Source organism: Actinotalea sp. (genome assembly GCF_041597215.1).
In the GTDB taxonomy this organism is placed as follows: domain Bacteria; phylum Actinomycetota; class Actinomycetes; order Actinomycetales; family Cellulomonadaceae; genus Actinotalea.
Genome location: NZ_JBFHHB010000007.1, coordinates 16,517 through 34,080, shown reverse-complemented (window position 1 = coordinate 34,080; position 17,564 = coordinate 16,517). Strand labels below are relative to the sequence as shown.

The window sequence follows — 17,564 nt, the reverse complement described above, 5'->3', positions numbered from 1 at the left end:
CCGGAGCGGGAGCCGTCGGCTCAGGCGAGCGCGTCCTCGAGCGTCGAGTGGATCGAGAAGACCTGGGTCAGCGCGGTGATCCGGAAGACCTTGAGGATCGCCTCCTGGTCGATGACCAGGCTGAGGTCGCCACCGAGCGTCCGCACCTTCTTCAGGCCCCCGACGAGGACGCCGAGGCCGGTGGAGTCCATGAAGCTGACCTGGGTGAGGTCGACCACGAGGTTGGTGTGCTGGCTGTCGACCAGCGAGCTGAGCTCCTCGCGCAGGACGGGGGCGGTGTACACGTCGATCTCACCGCGCACCTCGACCACGGTCCGGTCGCCGCTCTCACGGCTCGTGACGGACACGTCCACTGCGGCCTCCTCAGGGATTCGGGCGATCGCGACCATTCAACCAGGCCGGACGCCGATCGGGAGCACGCGCACACCGCGGGATCCGGTGCAGTCGTCAGGGCGCGGATTCGTCACCCTCGCCCGCTCGCCGCACCAGGCCCCTGCCGGACCCGCGGGCGGGCGCGACCGGTGCACGGGCGGGCGGAGCGCCTCACCCGCGAACGGGCACCCGACCGGCACCGACGGGGACGCGGCGAACCGTCGACGGACGCCCGCTCCCGGCCCGCTCCGTCACGACGTGGTCGCGCACCCCCAGGGCGGCGAGGTCGGCGCGGAGCCGCTCGACGTCTGCCGGGCCGACGATCGCGGGGTCGACGCAGGAGCGCACCTGCAGGTCGACACCCGACTCGAGCGTCGCGCGCAGCGAGGTGAAGACCTGGTGGGCGCTCGAGCCGACGCCGGTGGTCGCGCGGTACAGCGTCGCGGGCGCCCGCACGTCGAAGACCACCCGGTCGACGAGCGGGAGGATCTCGACGAGACGGCGCGGGTAGGCGCCGGAGGTGTGCAGGACGACCGGCAGTCCCAGCGCGCGGACCTGCTCGATCGCGTCCGCGAGCCCGTCCTGACGCGTGGGCTCTCCCCCGGACAGGACGACGCCGTCGATCTCGCCGCTCAGGGAGACGATCGCCTCGCGCACCTCGCGCCAGGAGGCCTTCCCTCCCGTGAGCGTGTCACGCAGCTCGGGCTGCTCGCAGTTGCTGCACATCCAGGGGCAGCCCTGGAGGAGCACCGTCAGCGCCCGGTGTCCCGGCCAGAGGTCGACCTCAGGCGTCGTGGTCCAGCCGGCGATCTCGAGACGGTCGGCGGAGTCGATGTTGCGTCCGGCCGTGCCGACGCTCTGGATGGTCTGCGCGCTCAACGGGTGCGTCCTCTCACAGGGGGGCGATCTCGGCCGCACGACGGAAGCCTCGGGCGGCGGCAACAATGCGGCAAGCGGCCCGAGGACCGGTTCCACCATTTTCCCGGCCCGGTGCGTGGGATCCACCGACCAACGTCCCTGCTCGACCTGAGCGCGCACGGCTGCGCACCCGGGTGGGAGGATCCATCCGTGCCCTCCGACGACCTCCTCGAGGTGCTCCTCGCGGGAGGCGCGCGCGCCGAGCGGATGACCCACCTCGAGCGCATCCCGGCCCGCCAGGGGGTCTCGGCCGACTGGCCCGGATGGGCCGACACCCAGCTCGTCGAGGGCTACCGGGCGCTCGGCGTCGATCGTCCCTGGGTCCACCAGGTCGCGGCAGCCGAGGCCGTCCGCGCCGGGCGGCACACCGTCCTGGCGACCTCGACCGGTTCCGGCAAGTCCTTGGCGTTCTGGCTGCCGGCACTCACCGCCGTCCGGCACAGCGCCGTCCGGGCGGCCGACGCCTCGATCGGCTCGGGCCTGCGCCGCGGGACGGTGCTGTACCTGTCCCCCACCAAGGCGCTGGCCGCCGACCAGCTCGCCGGGCTGGAACGCCTGCTCGACGCGGCAGGAGTGACGGACATCCGCGTCGCCACCTGCGACGGCGACACCGACACCGCTGCACGGCGGTGGGTCGTCGAGCACGCGGACGTGGTGCTGACCAACCCCGACTACCTGCACTTCGCCCTCCTTCCGGCGCACCGCCGCTGGGCGCGGGTCCTGCGCGGGCTGCAGGTGGTCGTCGTCGACGAGTGCCACGCCTTCCGCGGGGTCTTCGGCGCCCATGTCGCAGCGGTGCTGCGGCGGTTGCTGCGCCTGGCCCGCTCCTACGGAGCCGATCCGGTCGTCGTGATGGCCTCGGCGACCACGGCGGACCCCGCGGCGAGCGCCGCCCGGCTCATCGGAGTCGAGCCCGAGGACGTCGTGGCCGTGGTCGACGACACCGCCCCGCGGGGGCGGCGGACCATGGTGCTCTGGCAGCCGCCCGAGCTGCCCGGTCAGGCGCCCGTCCCGGCACCCGTCGACGACGGCGAGCAGGCTCGTCCGCTCGCCCCGACCTCACCTGCCCACCGCACCGCGACCGCCGAGATGGCAGAGCTCCTGACCGATCTGACGGCCGCCGGCGCGCGGACGCTCGCCTTCACGCGCTCACGCCGGGCGGCCGAGTCGGTGGCCGCGACGACCAGGGACCACCTCGAGGAGGTCGCCCGAGGGCTCGGGTCCCAGGTGGCTGCCTATCGCGGTGGCTACCTGGCCGAGGAACGCCGTGACCTGGAGCAGCGGATCCGCAGCGGGGAGCTGCGGGCCTTGGCCACGACGAACGCCCTCGAGCTGGGGGTGGACATCGCCGGGCTCGACGCGGTGCTCATCGCGGGGTGGCCAGGGACCCGCGTCTCGCTGTGGCAGCAGGCGGGGCGCGCGGGACGAGCCGGCGCGGAGGGCCTGGTGGCGCTGATCGCCCGGGAGGACCCGCTCGACACCTATCTCGTCCACCACCCCGAGGCGATCTTCTCGACCCCCGTCGAGGCGACCATCTTCGACCCCGGCAACCCGTACGTCCTGGCCCCGCACCTGTGCGCTGCCGCCGCCGAGCGACCCCTGCGCCAGGAGGACCTGCCGCTCTTCGGCCCGGGGACCCGCGCACTGCTGGACGTCCTGGTCGAGCGCGGGGCCCTGCGGCGTCGGGACTCCGGCTGGTACTGGACCCACGCCGAGTCCGCCGTCCGGCTCACCGACCTTCGCGGCACCGGCGGGGACCCGGTGCGGGTCGTCGAGCGGGAGACAGGCCGCCTGCTGGGGACCGTCGACCCGGCAGCGGCGGACTCCACCGTGCACGACGGCGCCGTGTACGTGCACCAGGGCGCGACGTTCGTCGTCGACCACCTGGACCAGGAGAGCTCGGTCGCCCTGGTCAGTGCGCGGAGCGTGGACTACCGGACCTTCGCGAAGTGGGGCACCTCCGTCGAGATCGTCGACGTCACGGCGGAACGGGGCGTCGGCCCGGTGACCTGGGGACTCGGCGTGGTCGACACGACGAGCCAGGTCCTCAGCTACACCAGGAAGCGGATCCCTGACCTCGTCGGGATGGGCACGGAGCTGCTCGAGCTGCCGCCCAGGACCCTGCGCACCCGAGCCGTCTGGTGGACGGCCCCTCCGGAGGTCCTCGCCGCGGCCGGGCTCGAGGAGGGGGACGTCCCCGGGTCGCTGCACGCGGCGGAGCATGCGTCGATCGGCCTGCTCCCGCTGCTCGCGACGTGCGACCGCTGGGACCTGGGCGGGCTGTCGACGGCCCTGCACCCGGACACCGGGGTCGCGACCGTCTTCGTCCACGACGCCTACCCGGGCGGCGCGGGCTTCGCCGAGCGCGGGTTCGCCCTCGGGGCCGCGTGGCTCCGGGCGACCCGGGAGGCCATCGCGGGCTGCTCCTGCGCGGACGGCTGCCCTGCCTGCGTCCAGTCCCCCAAGTGCGGGAACGCCAACGACCCGCTGGACAAACGCGGGGCGATCCGGCTGCTCGACGTCGTCCTGCGGCACGAGCGCGACTGACGGAGCTCACCGCGCCCCGAGCGGGCCCGCGACGGCCGCGGCGAGCGCAGGCCCCCAGGGCGTGCCTCGCGCGACCTCGACCCGCACGGCGCCACCGTCCCCGCCGACGCACCCCACGAGCCGCGCCCCGTTCCGCTCGGCGAGCTCCGCGGCACGAGCGCAGGCCTCCTCGAGCCGTGGTTCGGTCCCCGGCACGAGGTCCACCCCGATCGGCAGCGCGAGGGTCCCGGCCGCGCCGAGGGCGGCGAGGTCGGCGGCCGCGCGCGCGGAGGAACGCGCCCCCTGCACCGTCACCATCCCGGCGACGGTCATCGCGAGCGCACCGACCAGCAGGACGACGGCGACCAGCAGGACGGAGCCCGAGCCCTCGTCCCTGGCGCTCCCGGGGACCCGAACGGATCTCACGGCTCCGCCCATGCCGTCGCCGTTCCCGTGATCGCCAGCGGGCCGCCGGTGAACCACCCGCCGACCGCCGAGGCGGTCACCTCGACCTCGACCCAGCCACCGTCCCGACGGACACCGACACGCGCCGCCGGACCCGCGACACGTCGCGCGGCCTCGACGACCTGGACGTCGGTCTGACCGAGTGCCGCGACCCGCGCCGCCGTCCGCGCCGCGTCCGCGCAACGCAACGTGCCGAGCCCCGCAGCCGTGGTCACCAGGACGACCGCCACCAGCAGCACGAGCACCGGCAGACCGAGAGCGAGCTCGACCGTCACCGCGCCCGAGTCGGCACGGTGCTCGGAGTCGGCACGGTGCTCGGAGTCGGCACGGTGCTCGGTGCGGGCTCGAGGCTCCAGCTCGAGGCGATCGCGGAGGCCGGCGACCTCGTGCTGCGCTGACCTCAGCGGCGGGACCTCAGACCGCGAGGGCACTGCGCACGATCCCGAGAAGAAGGGAACGCACCTCGTCGCTGCGCAGGATCACCAGCAGCAGCCCGGCGAAGCCGGCGGCCGCCACCGTGACGATCGCGTACTCCGCCGTCGCCATCCCGGCATCCCGCACTGGTCCGCCCCAGGGGGCGAGCCACCGGGCTGCGGGGGCGCTCCCACCCTCGGCCGCGCCCTCCGCACTCGTCCCGGGGGTGGGGGTCGTCATCGTGGTCATGGGAACACCTCTCCGTCTCGCCCGAACGGGGCGGTCACCGCGCTCGCGGCGACCTCGCCACGGTCGGCGACCGCGGGCCGGTCTCCACGAACGGACAGCGGCGAGGGTGGACGCCGAGGAGTCGAGTCCCCTGTGGACCACGATGAGTGCTGGCGGGCGCGTCCCATCGACGGGCCCTGAGCACCAGCCGGCACCGCACTCCGGGATCGGCGCCTCGGGATCGGCACTCCGGGCTCCGCGCTCAGGAGGCCGTACCGCTGCCGACGAACGAGACGAGCACCGGGGCGATCCCCAGCAGGACGAAGGCCGGCAGGTGGCACAGCGCGAGCGGGAGAAGAAGGCGCACCCCGAGTCGTTCGGCCGCCGCCAGCGCCTGCGCCTGCTGCGCGCGGCGCAACGCACGAGCGGCCGCACGCGCCCCCGCCACGGGCGAGGCGCCGTCCTCCCAGGATGCCCGCAGGGCACGGCCCACCGGATCGAGCACCGGGTCACGTCCGGCCCACGACTCGGCCCACGAGGCACCCCAGCCGAGCTCCGCCCCGATCTCGGCGAGCACGGCCCCTCGCTCCCCGCCCGCTGCCGCGCCCACCGCAGCGAGGGTCCTGGGCACCGAGGCGCCCGACGCGACGGCCGCCGCAACCAGGTCCAGCACGAGCGTCACCTCGACCTCCGAGGTCCTCGGCGGACCGGTCACGCCTCCGCGACCACCGACCACGCCCCGGGCGCCGGTCCTCGCCCCCAGGGCTCGTACGCGACCCGGCACGCTCGCGCGTGCCGTCAGGCCCGACCAGCCGCCGTCGGGAGACCGAGCGATCCCGTCCGGCGGACTACCGGCCGCGCGTGCGATGCGCACGAGCCGTCGGCTCCACCCTCTCCCGAGCACCGCGGACCCGAGCCCTCCCAGCAGGAGCACCCACCCGCCGTCCGGGTCGAGCAGGACCGCCACCGGGTCCGCCCCAAGGGCGAGTCCGAGCAGCAGACCGAGCAACGGGAGCCAGGTCAGGACCTGCGCCGAGGCCGCGGGCCCGGCGAGCGCCGTGTCCCGGCGGAGCGCGGCATCGGCATCCTGCTCGGCCGAGTCCAGGACGGCGTCGAGCACGGGGGCTGCCGACGCGCCGAGCTCGTGCGCCAACCGCGCAGCCGCCAGCACCGCGCTCGCCACCGACAGGTCGCCCGTCGCCGCACTCAGGGACGATGCCGTCGGCACCCCGTCCCGGACGATCACACCCACGCGTCGCCAGGCGTCCTCCGCCGAGGCCCCGCTGCGCAGCGCATCGGCCACGCCGGTCAGCAGCGCCCCCGCGGCGAGCGCCCTGACCTCGCGCGTCATGCGCTCCGCGCCCCGTCCGGGCCACTCGCGGCGGGGTCGCCTCCCCATCTGCGGACGAAGCCCTCCCATCCCGGGGCGGTCCTGACCGTCCCGTCGGCTCCGACCGCCACGACCTCCTCCACCCGGAGCGCCGCTCCCTCGCGCAGGACCCTGCCGATCTGCGCGACGCGTCGACGACCGGCGTCGCGTCGCAGGTGGACCACGGCGTCCAGGGCGGCCCCGGCCTGCGCGACGACGGCCTCCCTGGACATCCCGGCGAGGGCGGCCATGGCCTCCAGCCGTGCAGGCACGTCCTGCGCGGCGGTCGCGTGCAGCGTCGCCCAGCTGCCCTCGTGCCCGGTCGACAGGGCGGCGAGGACCTCACGCACCTCCGCGCCGCGGCACTCGCCCAGCACGATCCGGTCCGGCCGCATCCGCAACGCCTCCCGCACGAGACGGGCCAGGTCGACCTCGCCGACACCCTCCACGTTGGGCCGTCGCGCCACCAGCCGCACGACATGCGGGTGATCCGGGTCCAGCTCGCCGGACTCCTCCAGGCACACGACGCGTTCGTCCGGGGGGACCAGGGCGAGCAACGCGGCGAGGAGCGTCGTCTTGCCTGTCCCCGTCGCCCCGGAGACGAGGACGTTCGCCCGGTTGCGCACCAGACCGACCAGCGTCGCCGCGACCACCGGTGCGACGCTTCCCGAACGGACGAGGGCGTCGAGCGGGTAGGCCGAGCGGCGCAGCACGCGCAGGCTCAGCAGCGGCCCGTCGACCGCGATCGGTGGGAGCACGGCATGCAGCCGGGTGCCGTCGGGCAGTCGCGCATCGACCAGCGGAGCGGCGTCGTCGAGGCGACTTCCACCGGCCGCGGCGAGCCGGACCGCGAGCGCCCTGATCTGATCGGCCCCGCCCAGGTCGACGGGCCGTTCCTCGAGCCCGGACCCGCGGTCGGCCCACACCCGGCCGGTCCCGTCGACCAGCACGTCGCTGACCCCCGGCTCGTCGAGGAGCCGTTGGAGCGGGCCGGCGCCACGGGTCGCGGAGCCGACCCTTGCGGCGAGCGCCGCGATGTCCTCCGCCCCGAGCGCGGCTCCCGCCTCCCGTACCGCACGTTCGACGTCCGCGACCGGTTCCCCTCGCGCAGTCCCGTGCGCCAGCCGCCTGCGGACCTCCGCGAGGAGACGGTCCTCAGCCACCGGACACCCGCGCGGCGAGGCGGCGGACGGTGCGCCCCAGTCGCGAGCCACGCGCCGGCACCGGGCCGAGCCCTCGGTCGACGGCCCCGGCGATCCCCCGGTCGCTGCCGAGCACGAGCGCCGGCGGCAGGCCGAGCAACCGCGCGACCTCGTCGGCCGCCACCACCGGGTCGCGGCAGGAACGCACCACCAGTTCGACCTCTCCCCCAGGGAGCAGCGGCGTCGCGGCACGTCCGCCGACGACACCTCGCACGTCCTGGGTGGTCAGCAGCACGGTCCGGTCGGGTCGTTCGACAGGACCGCGACCGGCGAGGGCACCCAGGCCATGTGCCGGCAGGTCGACGACGAGGTGAGCGTTGCGGAGCAGGAGCGCCCCGAGGACGGACGCCACAGCCTCTGGACGCGGAGACACCGCCTCCCGTCCCGCGCTCAGGACCTCCACCCCGCGCCAGGTCGGCAGCACCCCGTCGAGATCGGTCGCCTCGACGGTGCCGTCGACGTCGGCGAGCTCCGGCCACCGGGCTCCCGGCTCCGTCTCCACCCCGAGCAGGACGTCGATCCCGCCGCGCAGTCCGTCGAGGTCGACGAGGCCGACGCCGGATCCGTCCGCCGCGAGCTCGGCGGAGAGTGCAGCGGCGAGGGTGGAGGCGCCCACGCCGCCCACCGCTCCGACCACGAGGAGGAGCGCGCCCTGCGCACCCCCACCCTTGCCGTCGCCCAGCAGACGGTCCGGCGGCACGGGCCGCGCCCCGAGGGCGCCGCGACGACCGCCGCGTCGATGATCACTGCTACCCATCGCTCGACCGTGCCGACGGCCGGCCCACGGGGCACGGAAGGACCGCTCTGCCTGGGGACACGCCCCCACGCGCCATCGTCACCAGGCCCTCGGACCCGCCCGTCGGAAGGGCAGCCGCACGGTCGACGATGGGCCGCTCGGATGCCGGTCTCCCGTTCCACTTCCCTCCGGAAGGAAGCAGGCGCACAATGAAGTCACAACAGCACAGCGGGCGACGAGCAACCCACGCTCGACCAGTCCTCGAGAGGACATGCTGACCGGGCTTGACCCGTTGCGGCATTCACTTCGGCGCCTGATATCTCGTCACCCGCGCTGTCGACGACGGCGTTCCTCCGGGAACGCCGTCGCTGTGCGTCCCCGCGGTGGACGATGCGCTGCGCTGGACGATGCGCCCTGGACCCGGGGCACGGTCCTCAGGTCGTGACCGACTCCGCGACGGCGACGCCCTCGCCCGCCCCCGCCAGCACGGCCGCGGCGCAGTGCCGGATCCACGCGGCCACCCCCTCGGCGCTCCCGGTGGCATAGCCCGCCGCGGCGGAGAGATGGACCAGGGGCGCTGCTGCCCACGCGACCTCCGGCACGACGACCCCGACCGCGTCGACCCCGTCCGCCGTGAGACGGCGCCGGAACACCGCCCGGGCCACCGGGCCGTTCGCCGCGGCGAAGGGACGCAGCACGAGGAGCTCGCCGAGCAGGACGGCCGCCACCACGAGCCCCGGGACCTGCACCGCCCCGGACCCGCGCCCCTGGTACGCATCGAGGTCGGCGAGGGCTGCCATCCGGGAGCCGAGGTCCCGGCCGGTCGGGGCGGGACCCAGCCCGCGCAGGTCGCCGGGCTGCTCGGTGGTGCGCAGCCGACCGGGCTCGGCGACGGGAGCGGTGCCGACGACGGCCGCACTGTGCAGCCGGGCGAGGAGCTGGCCGAGGGGTACCCGCGCGGTCGGTGAGCCGGGCGGACCCCAGTCCGCGACGACGGACGACTGCACCCGGATCGCCCCGAGGACGGCCGCCGCCGCCGGATCGACCCGCCCTGTGCCGGGCCGCCCGGGGCCCTCCTGCCCCGAACCGTCCGACGCCGCGTGCCCTGCTCCCGCCGCCAGCGCCCGGACCCGGGACAGCGGGACGGAGAGGCCGTCCACCACGAGCCCCGCCTGGGCGCAGCGCAGCCCGGCCTCCGCGCGTGCGACGGGCCAGCCTCGACGCAGCGCGGAATGCCACCGCAGCCCCGTGCAGGCCTCACGCACCTCGTCGACCGCGCCTGCCACACCGGGCAGATCGATCAGCGGAGCGAGCGGGTGGGTCGGCACCGGGTCAGCCTAGGTGCGCCCCGCAGACGGACGCCGATCACGGTCCTACGCTGACCCCATGAACTCAGCGCCGAGTGTCTCGTCCTCCATCACCGTCCGGCTCGAGGTGCACGCACGACCGACGGCGGTCAGCGAGCTGACGACGACGATCGAGGCGGCCGGCGGGATCGTCACCGCCCTGGACGTCAACCACTCGGGGCACGAGCGGATCAGCGTCGACGTCACCTGCGCGACGCGCGGTGAGGAGCATGCGGCGCAGATCGTCGACGCCCTGCGCACGCTCGCCGGGGTGAGTGTCGATCGCGTGAGCGACCGCACCTTCCTCCTGCACCTGGGCGGAAAGCTGTCGATCGAGTCCAAGGTGCCGATCCGCAACCGTGACGACCTGTCGATGGTCTACACGCCCGGCGTCGCCCGGGTCTGCGAGGCGATCGCCGCCCATCCGGAGGACGCCCGGAACCTCACGATCAAGCGCAACACGATCGCTGTGGTGACCGACGGCACGGCGGTCCTGGGCCTGGGCGACATCGGCCCGCTCGCCGCGCTGCCCGTGATGGAGGGCAAGGCCGCCCTGTTCAAGCGCTTCGCGGGGATCGACGCCTTCCCGATCGCCCTGGACACCACCGACGTCGACGAGATCGTCGCGACGGTCAAGGCCATCGCCCCCGTCTTCGCAGGGATCAACCTGGAGGACATCGCCGCCCCTCGGTGCTTCGAGGTCGAGCGTCGGCTCCGCGAGTGCCTGGACATCCCCGTCTTCCACGACGACCAGCACGGCACGGCGATCGTCGCCCTCGCCGCACTCACCAACGCGCTCAAGGTCGTGCACAAGGCGATCGGCGAGGTCCGCATCGTGCTGTCCGGTGCGGGCGCGGCGGGCACGGCCGTGCTCAAGCTGCTGCTCGCGGCCGGGGCGCACGACGTCGTCGTGGCGGACATCGAGGGGATCGTCCACCTCGAGCGTCCTGAGCTCGCCCCCTCGCTCCTGTGGACGGCCCAGCACACGAACCCGCGCGGGCTGACCGGGAGCCTGCGCGACGCCCTGGTCGGCGCAGAGGTGTTCATCGGGCTCTCCGCACCCGACATCCTCACCGGCGACGACATCGCGACCATGGGGCCGGACGCGATCGTCTTCGCGATGGCGAACCCGCGGCCGGAGGTCGACGCCGACGAGGCGGCCAAGCACGCCGCGATCGTCGGGACGGGCCGCTCGGACTTCGCGAACCAGATCAACAACGTGCTCGCGTTCCCCGGCGTCTTCCGCGGGCTGCTCGACGCCCAGTCGCACACGGTGACCGACGGGCTGCTCCTCGCGGCGGCGCACGCCCTCGCCGACGTGGTCGGCGAGGACGAGCTCAACCCGACCTACATCGTGCCGAGCGTCTTCCATCCCGAGGTCACCACGCGCGTCGCGGCCGCCGTCGAGCACGCGGCGCGTGAGCAGATGGGGACGCTGCCGGTCCCGACCTCGTAGCCGCGGCGCGGGGTCGGCGGATCAGCGGCGCCAGGCGCCCCGCTCGTGCTGGGGCTGCCAGGCGATCGGGCCGTCATGGACCGCCCCACCGGTCGTCGCCTCGATGCCGAGCTCTGCAGCGGCGCGCAGCGGCCACATCGGGTCGCGCAGGGCCGCACGGCCGAGCAGCACGACGTCGGCGGAGCCCTCGGCCAGCACCTCCTCGGCCTGGGCCCCGGTGGTGAGCAGACCGACCGCTCCGACGGGAAGGCCCGCGGCCTCCCGCACGGCACGGGCCAGCGGCACCTGGTAGCCGGGCCCGAGCGGGATCTCGGCCGGGACGTTGCCCCCGGAGGAGACGTCGACGAGGTCGACCCCGTGGTCGGCCATCCAGCCGGCGACCACCCCCGACTCCTCGACCGTCAGCCCGCCCGGCGTCCAGTCGGTCGCCGAGATGCGCACGAGGACGGGCCGGTCGGTGGGCCATGCCCGGCGCACGGCGTCGACGACCTCCAGCAGCAGTCGTGCCCTGTTCTCCAGCGAACCGCCGTAGCCGTCGGTGCGATGGTTCGACAACGGGGAGAGGAACTCGTGCAGCAGGTAGCCGTGCGCGGCGTGGACCTCGACGGTGTCGAAGCCGGCGGCGAGCGCACGCCGGGTCGCGGCAGCGAAGGCGAGCACGACGTCGTCGATGTCGTGCCGGGACATCTCGGCCGGCACCGCGTACCCCGGGAACGGCTCGGCCGAGGGGGCCGGGGCGATCCAGCCGCCCTCGGAGGTCGGGACGGACCCGGAGCGCTCGTCCCACGGCCGGAAGGTGGACGCCTTGCGCCCGGCATGAGCGAGCTGGGTGCCGATCAGTGCGCCGCGCGCGTGCACGAAGTCGACGATCCGCGCCCAGGCCTCGGTGTGCGCGTCGGACCACAGCCCGGTGTCCTGCGGGGTGATCCGGCCCTCCGGCACCACGGCGGTCGCCTCGGTGAGGAGCAGCCCGAAGCCCCCCGAGGCCATCGCACCCAGGTGGGCGAGGTGCCAGTCCTGCGGGAGTCCGTCCACCGCGGAGTACTGGCACATGGGGGCGAGCCACACGCGGTTGCGCACGGTCGTGCCGCGCAGGGTCAGGGGCGAGAAGAGATGCGTCACGGTCACGGTCAACCAGGATCCACGACGCAGCATTCCGACGACCATGTCCTTCGTCCTCGCTGACCAGCGACGACGTGCGACGACATGGCTTTCGTCCCATGATCGCCGTGATTTCTCACGGGATCCTCGACCCGTGCAGACCATCCCGCAGACCGTCGACTACCAGGCCCGCGCGGCCGTGACGAAGGCCGGCATGCTCCGCGTGCCGTGGACCTTCCTCGTGCAGACGATGCTCGCCGGGGCGTACATCGGCATCGGCGTGGTCATCATGGTGACCGCAGGGGGCCCGCTCGTCGCCGACGGCTCCCCGTTCGCCCCCCTCGTCCAGGGCACCGTCTTCGGCGTCGCGCTGACGATCGTCGTGGTGGCCGGAGGGGAGCTCGCGACCTCCTCGATGATGTACCTGACCCAGGGCGCGATCCGTGGCGTGATCGGCTGGGGCCGCGCCGGCGCCGTGCTTCTCGCGACGCTCGGCGGGAACCTCCTCGGCGCGATGGTCTTCGCCGGACTCGTGCACCTCTCGGGAATCACCGCTCCCGGCACCGCAGCCGGTGAGGCGATCGCGGGGATGGTCGAGCACAAGGCGGCAGAGACCACCGTCGAGCTCATCTTCCGCGGGATCCTGTGCAACCTGCTCGTGTGCCTCGCGGTGTGGTGCGCCAACCGCCTGAGCAGCGAGGGCGCCCGGATCCTCGTGATCTTCGCCTGCGTGATGGTCTTCATCACCTCCGGCTTCGAGCACGTCGTGGCCAACATGACGACCTTCTCCCTCGGCCTGTACGGCGGGCTCGAGGGTGCGACCGTCGGCGAGTTCGCCCGCAACGTGCTCGCCGTGGGCTTCGGCAACCTCATCGGCGGTGGGCTGCTCGTCGGGGCCGCCTACGCCCAGGGCACCCGCCCGGCACCGGCCGTCGAGCCGGCCGCCGCCGTCGAGCCCGTCGCCGAGGAGCTCGCCACGGACGCTGCCCTGCGCTGAGCAGGCCCGCCGGTCGGCGCGCTCCGACCGCAGCGCCCACGCACGTCCTTCGCGCTACCGTGGCCGCAGGGCCCTCGGGCCCTGGAACAGGACGACGTCCGCTCCGCTCGGCGACAGGAGCTCCGATGACCACCCCGACATCCCACGACGGCGCGACACCGATCGAGGAGCCTGTCCCGCAGGAGCACGAGGGGCTCCAGGACGCCGCCACGGTCGACGACGCAGCGGCCGAGGCGGAGGTCGACGCGGGCCCGGCGCAGCCCGAGACCGCGCCGGTCACCGACGCCGATCCGCTCGCCCGGCCCGGGTCCGCACCGGCCGACCCCCCGGTCGAGCCGAGCGTGGGGCGCACCGCCACGCTCCCGGTCCCTCCTCCGCCGCCGGCGGCCGCGACGGCACCCGGCCAGCACGCCGCCCCTCGCCCGTACCCGCCCGTCGCCCCGGTGACCTCTCGCGGGATGCCGACGGATGCGACCGGCCTGCTTCCCGACCCGCCCCCCGCCTCTGCGCCCGCGAGCGCTGCTGATCCCCGCGCCACGGCACCCGTCGCCGCCGCCCCGCTCGCCGCGGCAGCCGCGTCGCCGTCGGCACCCTCGGTCCCCGCAGCGCCCGTGGCCGACCGCCCGCTCCTGCCCGACCTTCCCCGACGCCCCGGCGCCAAGCGGCACTGGCTCGGGATCCTCGTCGGCCTCCTGCTCACGCCGCTCGGGCTCGTCCTCTCCGCGATGGGTGTGGGCCACATGGTCGACCTCCCGGCAGGCGACGGCGCGTTGACCGATCTCTTCGGCCTGGTCCAGCTGGGTGCCGGAGCCCTCGTCCTCGGCGTCGTGGCCCTCCTGGGCCGCTGGTCCCCGGCCGTCCCGCTCACCGGCGGCGTGCTCTGGGGCCTCGGCGGAGGTGGCCTCGCGCTCTGGGACCCGCTCGGGGTCTCCGAGGCCGTGCACGGAGTGACGGACGGGCGCTTCGCCCAGGTGGCGATCGACCACATCCTCTACCCCGCGCAGACGGGTTCGCTCCTCGTCCTCGGCCTCGTCCTGCTGGGGGCCGGGATCGCCACGGGTGCCGCGCGCCGCGCAGGCCGGAACTTCGGGGCACGGACGGTGCGGGCCGAGCAGGCGCGCGCGGAGGCCCAGCGCGTCGACGAGGAGCGCCGCGCCGCGCCGCAGCCGTAGGCCCGCCGGGCCGACCCGGCGCGCTCCACGGCTCGGCCGACCGGGACTTTGGACCCACGACGGCGCGCGGGCGTCTACGATCCCTCCCACCGGCACCTCGTGATCGAGGAGCGCAGGCGAGGACCGCACCGATGACGTTGCGACCGGAGGACCCGTGACCGAGAACGCCCCTGAGCAGGCGACGCTGGAGAACCTCTCCACGGAGCTGCGCACCTTCCCACCCTCCGAGCAGTTCGCCGCCCAGGCGAACGCCCACGCGGAGCTCTACTCCTGGGCGGCGGCCGACTCGGTCGGCTTCTGGGCCGAGCAGGCCAGGACCTTGCTGGACTGGAGCACCCCGTTCACCGAGACGCTGGACTGGTCGGGGGCGCCGGTGGCTCGCTGGTTCGCCGACGGTCGCCTCAACGCCTGCGAGAACGCCGTCGACCGGCACGTGGCGGCGGGGATCGGCGAGCGCACGGCGCTGATCTTCGAGGGCGAGCCAGGTGACGTCCGCACGCTGACCTACGCCGAGCTCCAGGGCGAGGTCTCCCGTGCCGCCAACGTCCTGACGGCGCTGGGCGTCGGGACGGGCGACCGCGTCGCCGTCTACCTGCCGATGATCCCCGAGGCGGTCATCGCCATGCTGGCCTGCGCCCGGATCGGCGCCGTCCACTCGGTCGTGTTCGGCGGCTTCTCCGCCGAGGCGCTGCGGTCCCGGATCGACGACGCCAGGGCACGACTGGTCATCACCGCGGACGGCGGGTACCGACGCGGGGCACCCGTGGCGCTCAAGCCGGCGGTGGACGAGGCGCTCGGCGGCGCGGCCGACGCCCTCGGCCCCCTCGACGGACCGCCGTCGAGCGTCGAGCACGTGCTCGTGGTCAGGCGTACCGGTCAGGACGTCGCGTGGAGCACCGGCCGGGACCTGTGGTGGCACGAGGCCCTCGAGGCAGCCTCCGACCAGCACACCCCCGTGCAGGTCGAGGCCGAGCACCCGCTCTTCGTGCTCTACACCTCCGGCACCACGGGCAAGCCCAAGGGCATCCTGCACACGACGGGCGGCTACCTGACGCAGACCGCCTTCACCCACCTCAACGTCTTCGACCTCAAGCCGGAGACGGACGTGTACTGGTGCACGGCCGACGTCGGCTGGGTCACCGGGCACAGCTACGTCGTCTACGCCCCGCTGGTCAACGGCGCCACCCAGGTCATCTACGAGGGGACCCCGGACACCCCGCACCGCGGTCGGTGGTGGGAGATCGTCGCCCGGCACGGCGTCACGATCCTCTACACGGCGCCGACCGCGATCCGCACCTGCATGAAGTGGGGCGAGGACATCCCCGGCGGCTACGACCTCTCCTCCCTGCGGGTGCTGGGCTCCGTCGGCGAGCCGATCAACCCCGAGGCGTGGACCTGGTACCGGCGCGTCATCGGCGGCGACCGCACGCCCGTGGTGGACACGTGGTGGCAGACGGAGACCGGCGCGATCATGATCTCCCCGCTGCCGGGGGTCACCGCGGCCAAGCCCGGCTCGGCACAGACGCCCCTGCCGGGGATCCACGCCGACGTCGTCGACGAGATGGCCCAGCCGGTGCCGAACGGCTCGGGCGGGTACCTCGTGCTCACCCAGCCCTGGCCGGCGATGCTGCGCGGGATCTGGGGCGACCACCAACGATTCGTCGACACGTACTGGTCACGGTTCGAGGGGATCTACTTCGCGGGGGACGGTGCGAAGAAGGACGACGACGGCGACATCTGGCTGCTGGGCCGGGTCGACGACGTGATGAACGTGGCCGGGCACCGGTTGTCCACCACGGAGATCGAGTCGGCGCTCGTCTCGCACCCGATGGTCGCGGAGGCCGCCGTCGTCGGGGCGACCGACGAGACGACCGGCCAGGCCGTCGTCGCCTTCGTCATCCTGCGGGCCGAGTACCTCGACCAGGTGGACGAGATCGGCGAGGGTGCCGACGTCGCCGCGACCCTGCGCGCCCACGTGACGCACGAGATCGGGCCGATCGCGAAGCCGCGCACGATCCTCGTGGTCAACGAGCTGCCCAAGACGCGCTCGGGGAAGATCATGCGGCGGCTGCTCCGCGACGTCGCCGAGCACCGGGCCGTCGGGGACGTCACCACGCTCGCCGACTCCTCGGTCATGTCGCTCATCGCCGCAGGGCTCGACGCACCGAAGCGGCCCCGGCCGGCACCCTGAGCCGTCCGCCCGGACCGCGAGATCCGGGCGGACGTGATGGGATGTCCACGTGCAGCCCGCCGCCCAGCAGCCCCCGGTGCTCCACGGTCCGACCTGCGGCCCCGTGGAGGCGGCGGAGGCGGCAGAGGTCCTGGCGCTCGCCGCGCGCGCGCAGCATGCGGACGGGATCGAGGCGCTGTCCGAGCAGACCCTGCTCGACCTGGACGTGGCAGGGCCGCGGCACTGGTTCGTCCACGCCACCGCGTCCCCGGGCGGCGGCGGCCCGGGCTCTGCCCCGCTCGTGGCCTACGCCCAGCTCGGCACACCCGTCGACGGCAGCCGTAGCGCCGAGCTCGTGGTCGATCCGGACGCGCGGCGGGCCGGGATCGGTGGCGCCCTGCTCGACGCCCTGCTGGCGGCGTCCGGGAGCCACCGGCTGCTCGTCTGGGCCCATGGCGACCTTCCGGGGGCCAGGGCACTCGCGGCCCGCGCGGGGCTCGAACCGGTGCGGTCCCTGTGGCGGATGACGCGCACGCTCGACCAGGCGGTACCGGCGGTCCCGATCGACGGGTTGCGCCCCTTCGTCCCCGGGCAGGACGAGGACGCGTGGGTCGAGCTCAACCGCGCGGCCTTCGCCTCGCACCCCGAGCAGGGCCGACTCTCCGTCGCCGATCTCGAGGCCCGCGAGCGCGAACCGTGGTTCGACCCCGACGACCTCCTGCTGCTCGAACGGGACGGCACGGCCGTGGCGTACCTCTGGCTCAAGGTCGAGCCGCCCGACGGCGAGCTCTACGCCCTGGGCGTCAGCCCCGAGGCGCAGGGCGAGCGCCTCGGCAGCACGCTGACCGCACGCGCCGTCGCCCATCTGGCCGCCCGCGGGCTGAGACGTGCGGTGCTCTACACCGACGCGGGCAACACAGCGGCCGTCCGCGCCTACACCGCGGCGGGCTTCCGCCAGGACCGGGTCGACCTGCAGTACGGGGCTCGCGCTCCACGAACCTCGCCGGAGGATGCAACGATGCCGTCATGACGATCCCTGTCACGCCCGAACCCGCGCCCCCCTCCTCGTCCCCCGAGGGCGCCGACGGCGAC

At 74.6% G+C, this 17,564-nt stretch carries 16 protein-coding genes; 6 read left to right on the top strand and 10 right to left on the bottom strand.

The window, feature by feature from the left end:
* Window positions 1-20 precede the first annotated feature (20 nt).
* A complete protein-coding gene (locus ABWK99_RS01545) occupies window positions 21-353 on the bottom strand; it encodes an STAS domain-containing protein (RefSeq protein ID WP_372592920.1) in 333 nt (110 codons plus the stop codon).
* 190 nt (window positions 354-543) lie between these two features.
* Entirely contained in the window at window positions 544-1,251 is a 708-nt protein-coding gene (locus ABWK99_RS01540) for an anaerobic ribonucleoside-triphosphate reductase activating protein (protein ID WP_372592919.1), read from the bottom strand.
* A gap of 246 nt (window positions 1,252-1,497) precedes the next feature.
* Between ABWK99_RS01540 and ABWK99_RS01535 the strand changes: the two genes are divergently transcribed.
* Complete coding sequence (locus ABWK99_RS01535; RefSeq protein WP_372592925.1) at window positions 1,498-3,837, top strand: DEAD/DEAH box helicase; 2,340 nt, start codon at window positions 1,498-1,500, stop codon at window positions 3,835-3,837.
* 6 nt (window positions 3,838-3,843) lie between these two features.
* On the opposite strand, the gene ABWK99_RS01530 is transcribed toward ABWK99_RS01535, so the two are convergent.
* The 7 genes from ABWK99_RS01530 to ABWK99_RS01500 all read right to left on the bottom strand — a co-directional run bounded on the left by ABWK99_RS01530 (window position 3,844) and on the right by ABWK99_RS01500 (window position 9,558).
* On the bottom strand, window positions 3,844-4,242 hold the full coding sequence (locus ABWK99_RS01530) for a hypothetical protein (protein WP_372592918.1): 399 nt from the start codon (window positions 4,240-4,242) through the stop codon (window positions 3,844-3,846).
* Window positions 4,239-4,556, bottom strand: a complete 318-nt coding sequence (locus tag ABWK99_RS01525) for a TadE family type IV pilus minor pilin (protein ID WP_372592917.1) — start codon at window positions 4,554-4,556, stop codon at window positions 4,239-4,241. The genes ABWK99_RS01530 and ABWK99_RS01525 overlap by 4 nt, the downstream gene beginning before the upstream one ends.
* Window positions 4,557-4,695: 139 nt before the next feature.
* On the bottom strand, window positions 4,696-4,944 hold the full coding sequence (locus ABWK99_RS01520; protein ID WP_372592916.1) for a DUF4244 domain-containing protein: 249 nt from the start codon (window positions 4,942-4,944) through the stop codon (window positions 4,696-4,698).
* A 241-nt stretch (window positions 4,945-5,185) separates the two neighbouring features.
* Entirely contained in the window at window positions 5,186-6,274 is a 1,089-nt protein-coding gene (locus ABWK99_RS01515; RefSeq protein WP_372592915.1) for a type II secretion system F family protein, read from the bottom strand.
* Complete coding sequence (locus ABWK99_RS01510) at window positions 6,271-7,455, bottom strand: TadA family conjugal transfer-associated ATPase (RefSeq protein ID WP_372592914.1); 1,185 nt, start codon at window positions 7,453-7,455, stop codon at window positions 6,271-6,273. Before ABWK99_RS01510 ends, ABWK99_RS01515 begins: the two co-directional genes overlap by 4 nt.
* Window positions 7,448-8,251 (bottom strand): pilus assembly protein FlpE, encoded by an 804-nt coding sequence (locus tag ABWK99_RS01505; protein WP_372592913.1) that lies wholly within the window; start codon window positions 8,249-8,251, stop codon window positions 7,448-7,450. Before ABWK99_RS01505 ends, ABWK99_RS01510 begins: the two co-directional genes overlap by 8 nt.
* 413 nt (window positions 8,252-8,664) lie before the next feature.
* Entirely contained in the window at window positions 8,665-9,558 is an 894-nt protein-coding gene (locus tag ABWK99_RS01500; protein ID WP_372592912.1) for a cell filamentation protein Fic, read from the bottom strand.
* A 58-nt stretch (window positions 9,559-9,616) separates the two neighbouring features.
* Between ABWK99_RS01500 and ABWK99_RS01495 the strand changes: the two genes are divergently transcribed.
* Window positions 9,617-11,032, top strand: coding sequence for an NAD-dependent malic enzyme (locus ABWK99_RS01495; protein ID WP_372592911.1), 1,416 nt, complete (start codon window positions 9,617-9,619; stop codon window positions 11,030-11,032).
* A 21-nt stretch (window positions 11,033-11,053) separates the two neighbouring features.
* Here ABWK99_RS01495 and ABWK99_RS01490 read toward each other — a convergent pair whose 3' ends face one another.
* Window positions 11,054-12,154 carry an NADH:flavin oxidoreductase/NADH oxidase gene (locus ABWK99_RS01490; RefSeq protein ID WP_372592924.1) on the bottom strand — a complete coding sequence of 367 codons (1,101 nt, stop codon included), beginning with the start codon at window positions 12,152-12,154 and terminating at the stop codon, window positions 11,054-11,056.
* A gap of 133 nt (window positions 12,155-12,287) precedes the next feature.
* On the opposite strand from ABWK99_RS01490, the gene ABWK99_RS01485 reads away from it, so the two are divergent.
* The 4 genes from ABWK99_RS01485 to mshD all read left to right on the top strand — a co-directional run bounded on the left by ABWK99_RS01485 (window position 12,288) and on the right by mshD (window position 17,502).
* Window positions 12,288-13,130: a formate/nitrite transporter family protein gene (locus tag ABWK99_RS01485; RefSeq protein WP_372592910.1), complete on the top strand. Its 843-nt coding sequence runs from the start codon at window positions 12,288-12,290 to the stop codon at window positions 13,128-13,130.
* 125 nt (window positions 13,131-13,255) lie between these two features.
* Entirely contained in the window at window positions 13,256-14,302 is a 1,047-nt protein-coding gene (locus tag ABWK99_RS01480; protein WP_372592909.1) for a hypothetical protein, read from the top strand.
* A gap of 154 nt (window positions 14,303-14,456) precedes the next feature.
* The gene (acs, locus tag ABWK99_RS01475; protein WP_372592908.1) at window positions 14,457-16,493 is read left to right on the top strand and encodes an acetate--CoA ligase; all 2,037 of its coding nucleotides are present in this window, start codon (window positions 14,457-14,459) and stop codon (window positions 16,491-16,493) included.
* Between the two features lie 49 nt (window positions 16,494-16,542).
* Window positions 16,543-17,502, top strand: coding sequence for a mycothiol synthase (gene mshD / locus ABWK99_RS01470; RefSeq protein ID WP_372592907.1), 960 nt, complete (start codon window positions 16,543-16,545; stop codon window positions 17,500-17,502).
* Window positions 17,503-17,564 lie beyond the last annotated feature (62 nt).

What these genes read in the sequence shown, in the direction of transcription:
- ABWK99_RS01505 (WP_372592913.1), bottom strand. Translation starts at nt 8,251, where the DNA reads ATGGGTAGCAGTGATCATCGACGCGGCGGTCGTCGCGGCGCCCTCGGG.
- ABWK99_RS01480 (WP_372592909.1), top strand. Translation starts at nt 13,256, where the DNA reads ATGACCACCCCGACATCCCACGACGGCGCGACACCGATCGAGGAGCCT.
- ABWK99_RS01535 (WP_372592925.1), top strand. Translation starts at nt 1,498, where the DNA reads ATGACCCACCTCGAGCGCATCCCGGCCCGCCAGGGGGTCTCGGCCGAC.
- ABWK99_RS01520 (WP_372592916.1), bottom strand. Translation starts at nt 4,944, where the DNA reads ATGACCACGATGACGACCCCCACCCCCGGGACGAGTGCGGAGGGCGCG.
- ABWK99_RS01515 (WP_372592915.1), bottom strand. Translation starts at nt 6,274, where the DNA reads ATGACGCGCGAGGTCAGGGCGCTCGCCGCGGGGGCGCTGCTGACCGGC.
- ABWK99_RS01495 (WP_372592911.1), top strand. Translation starts at nt 9,617, where the DNA reads ATGAACTCAGCGCCGAGTGTCTCGTCCTCCATCACCGTCCGGCTCGAG.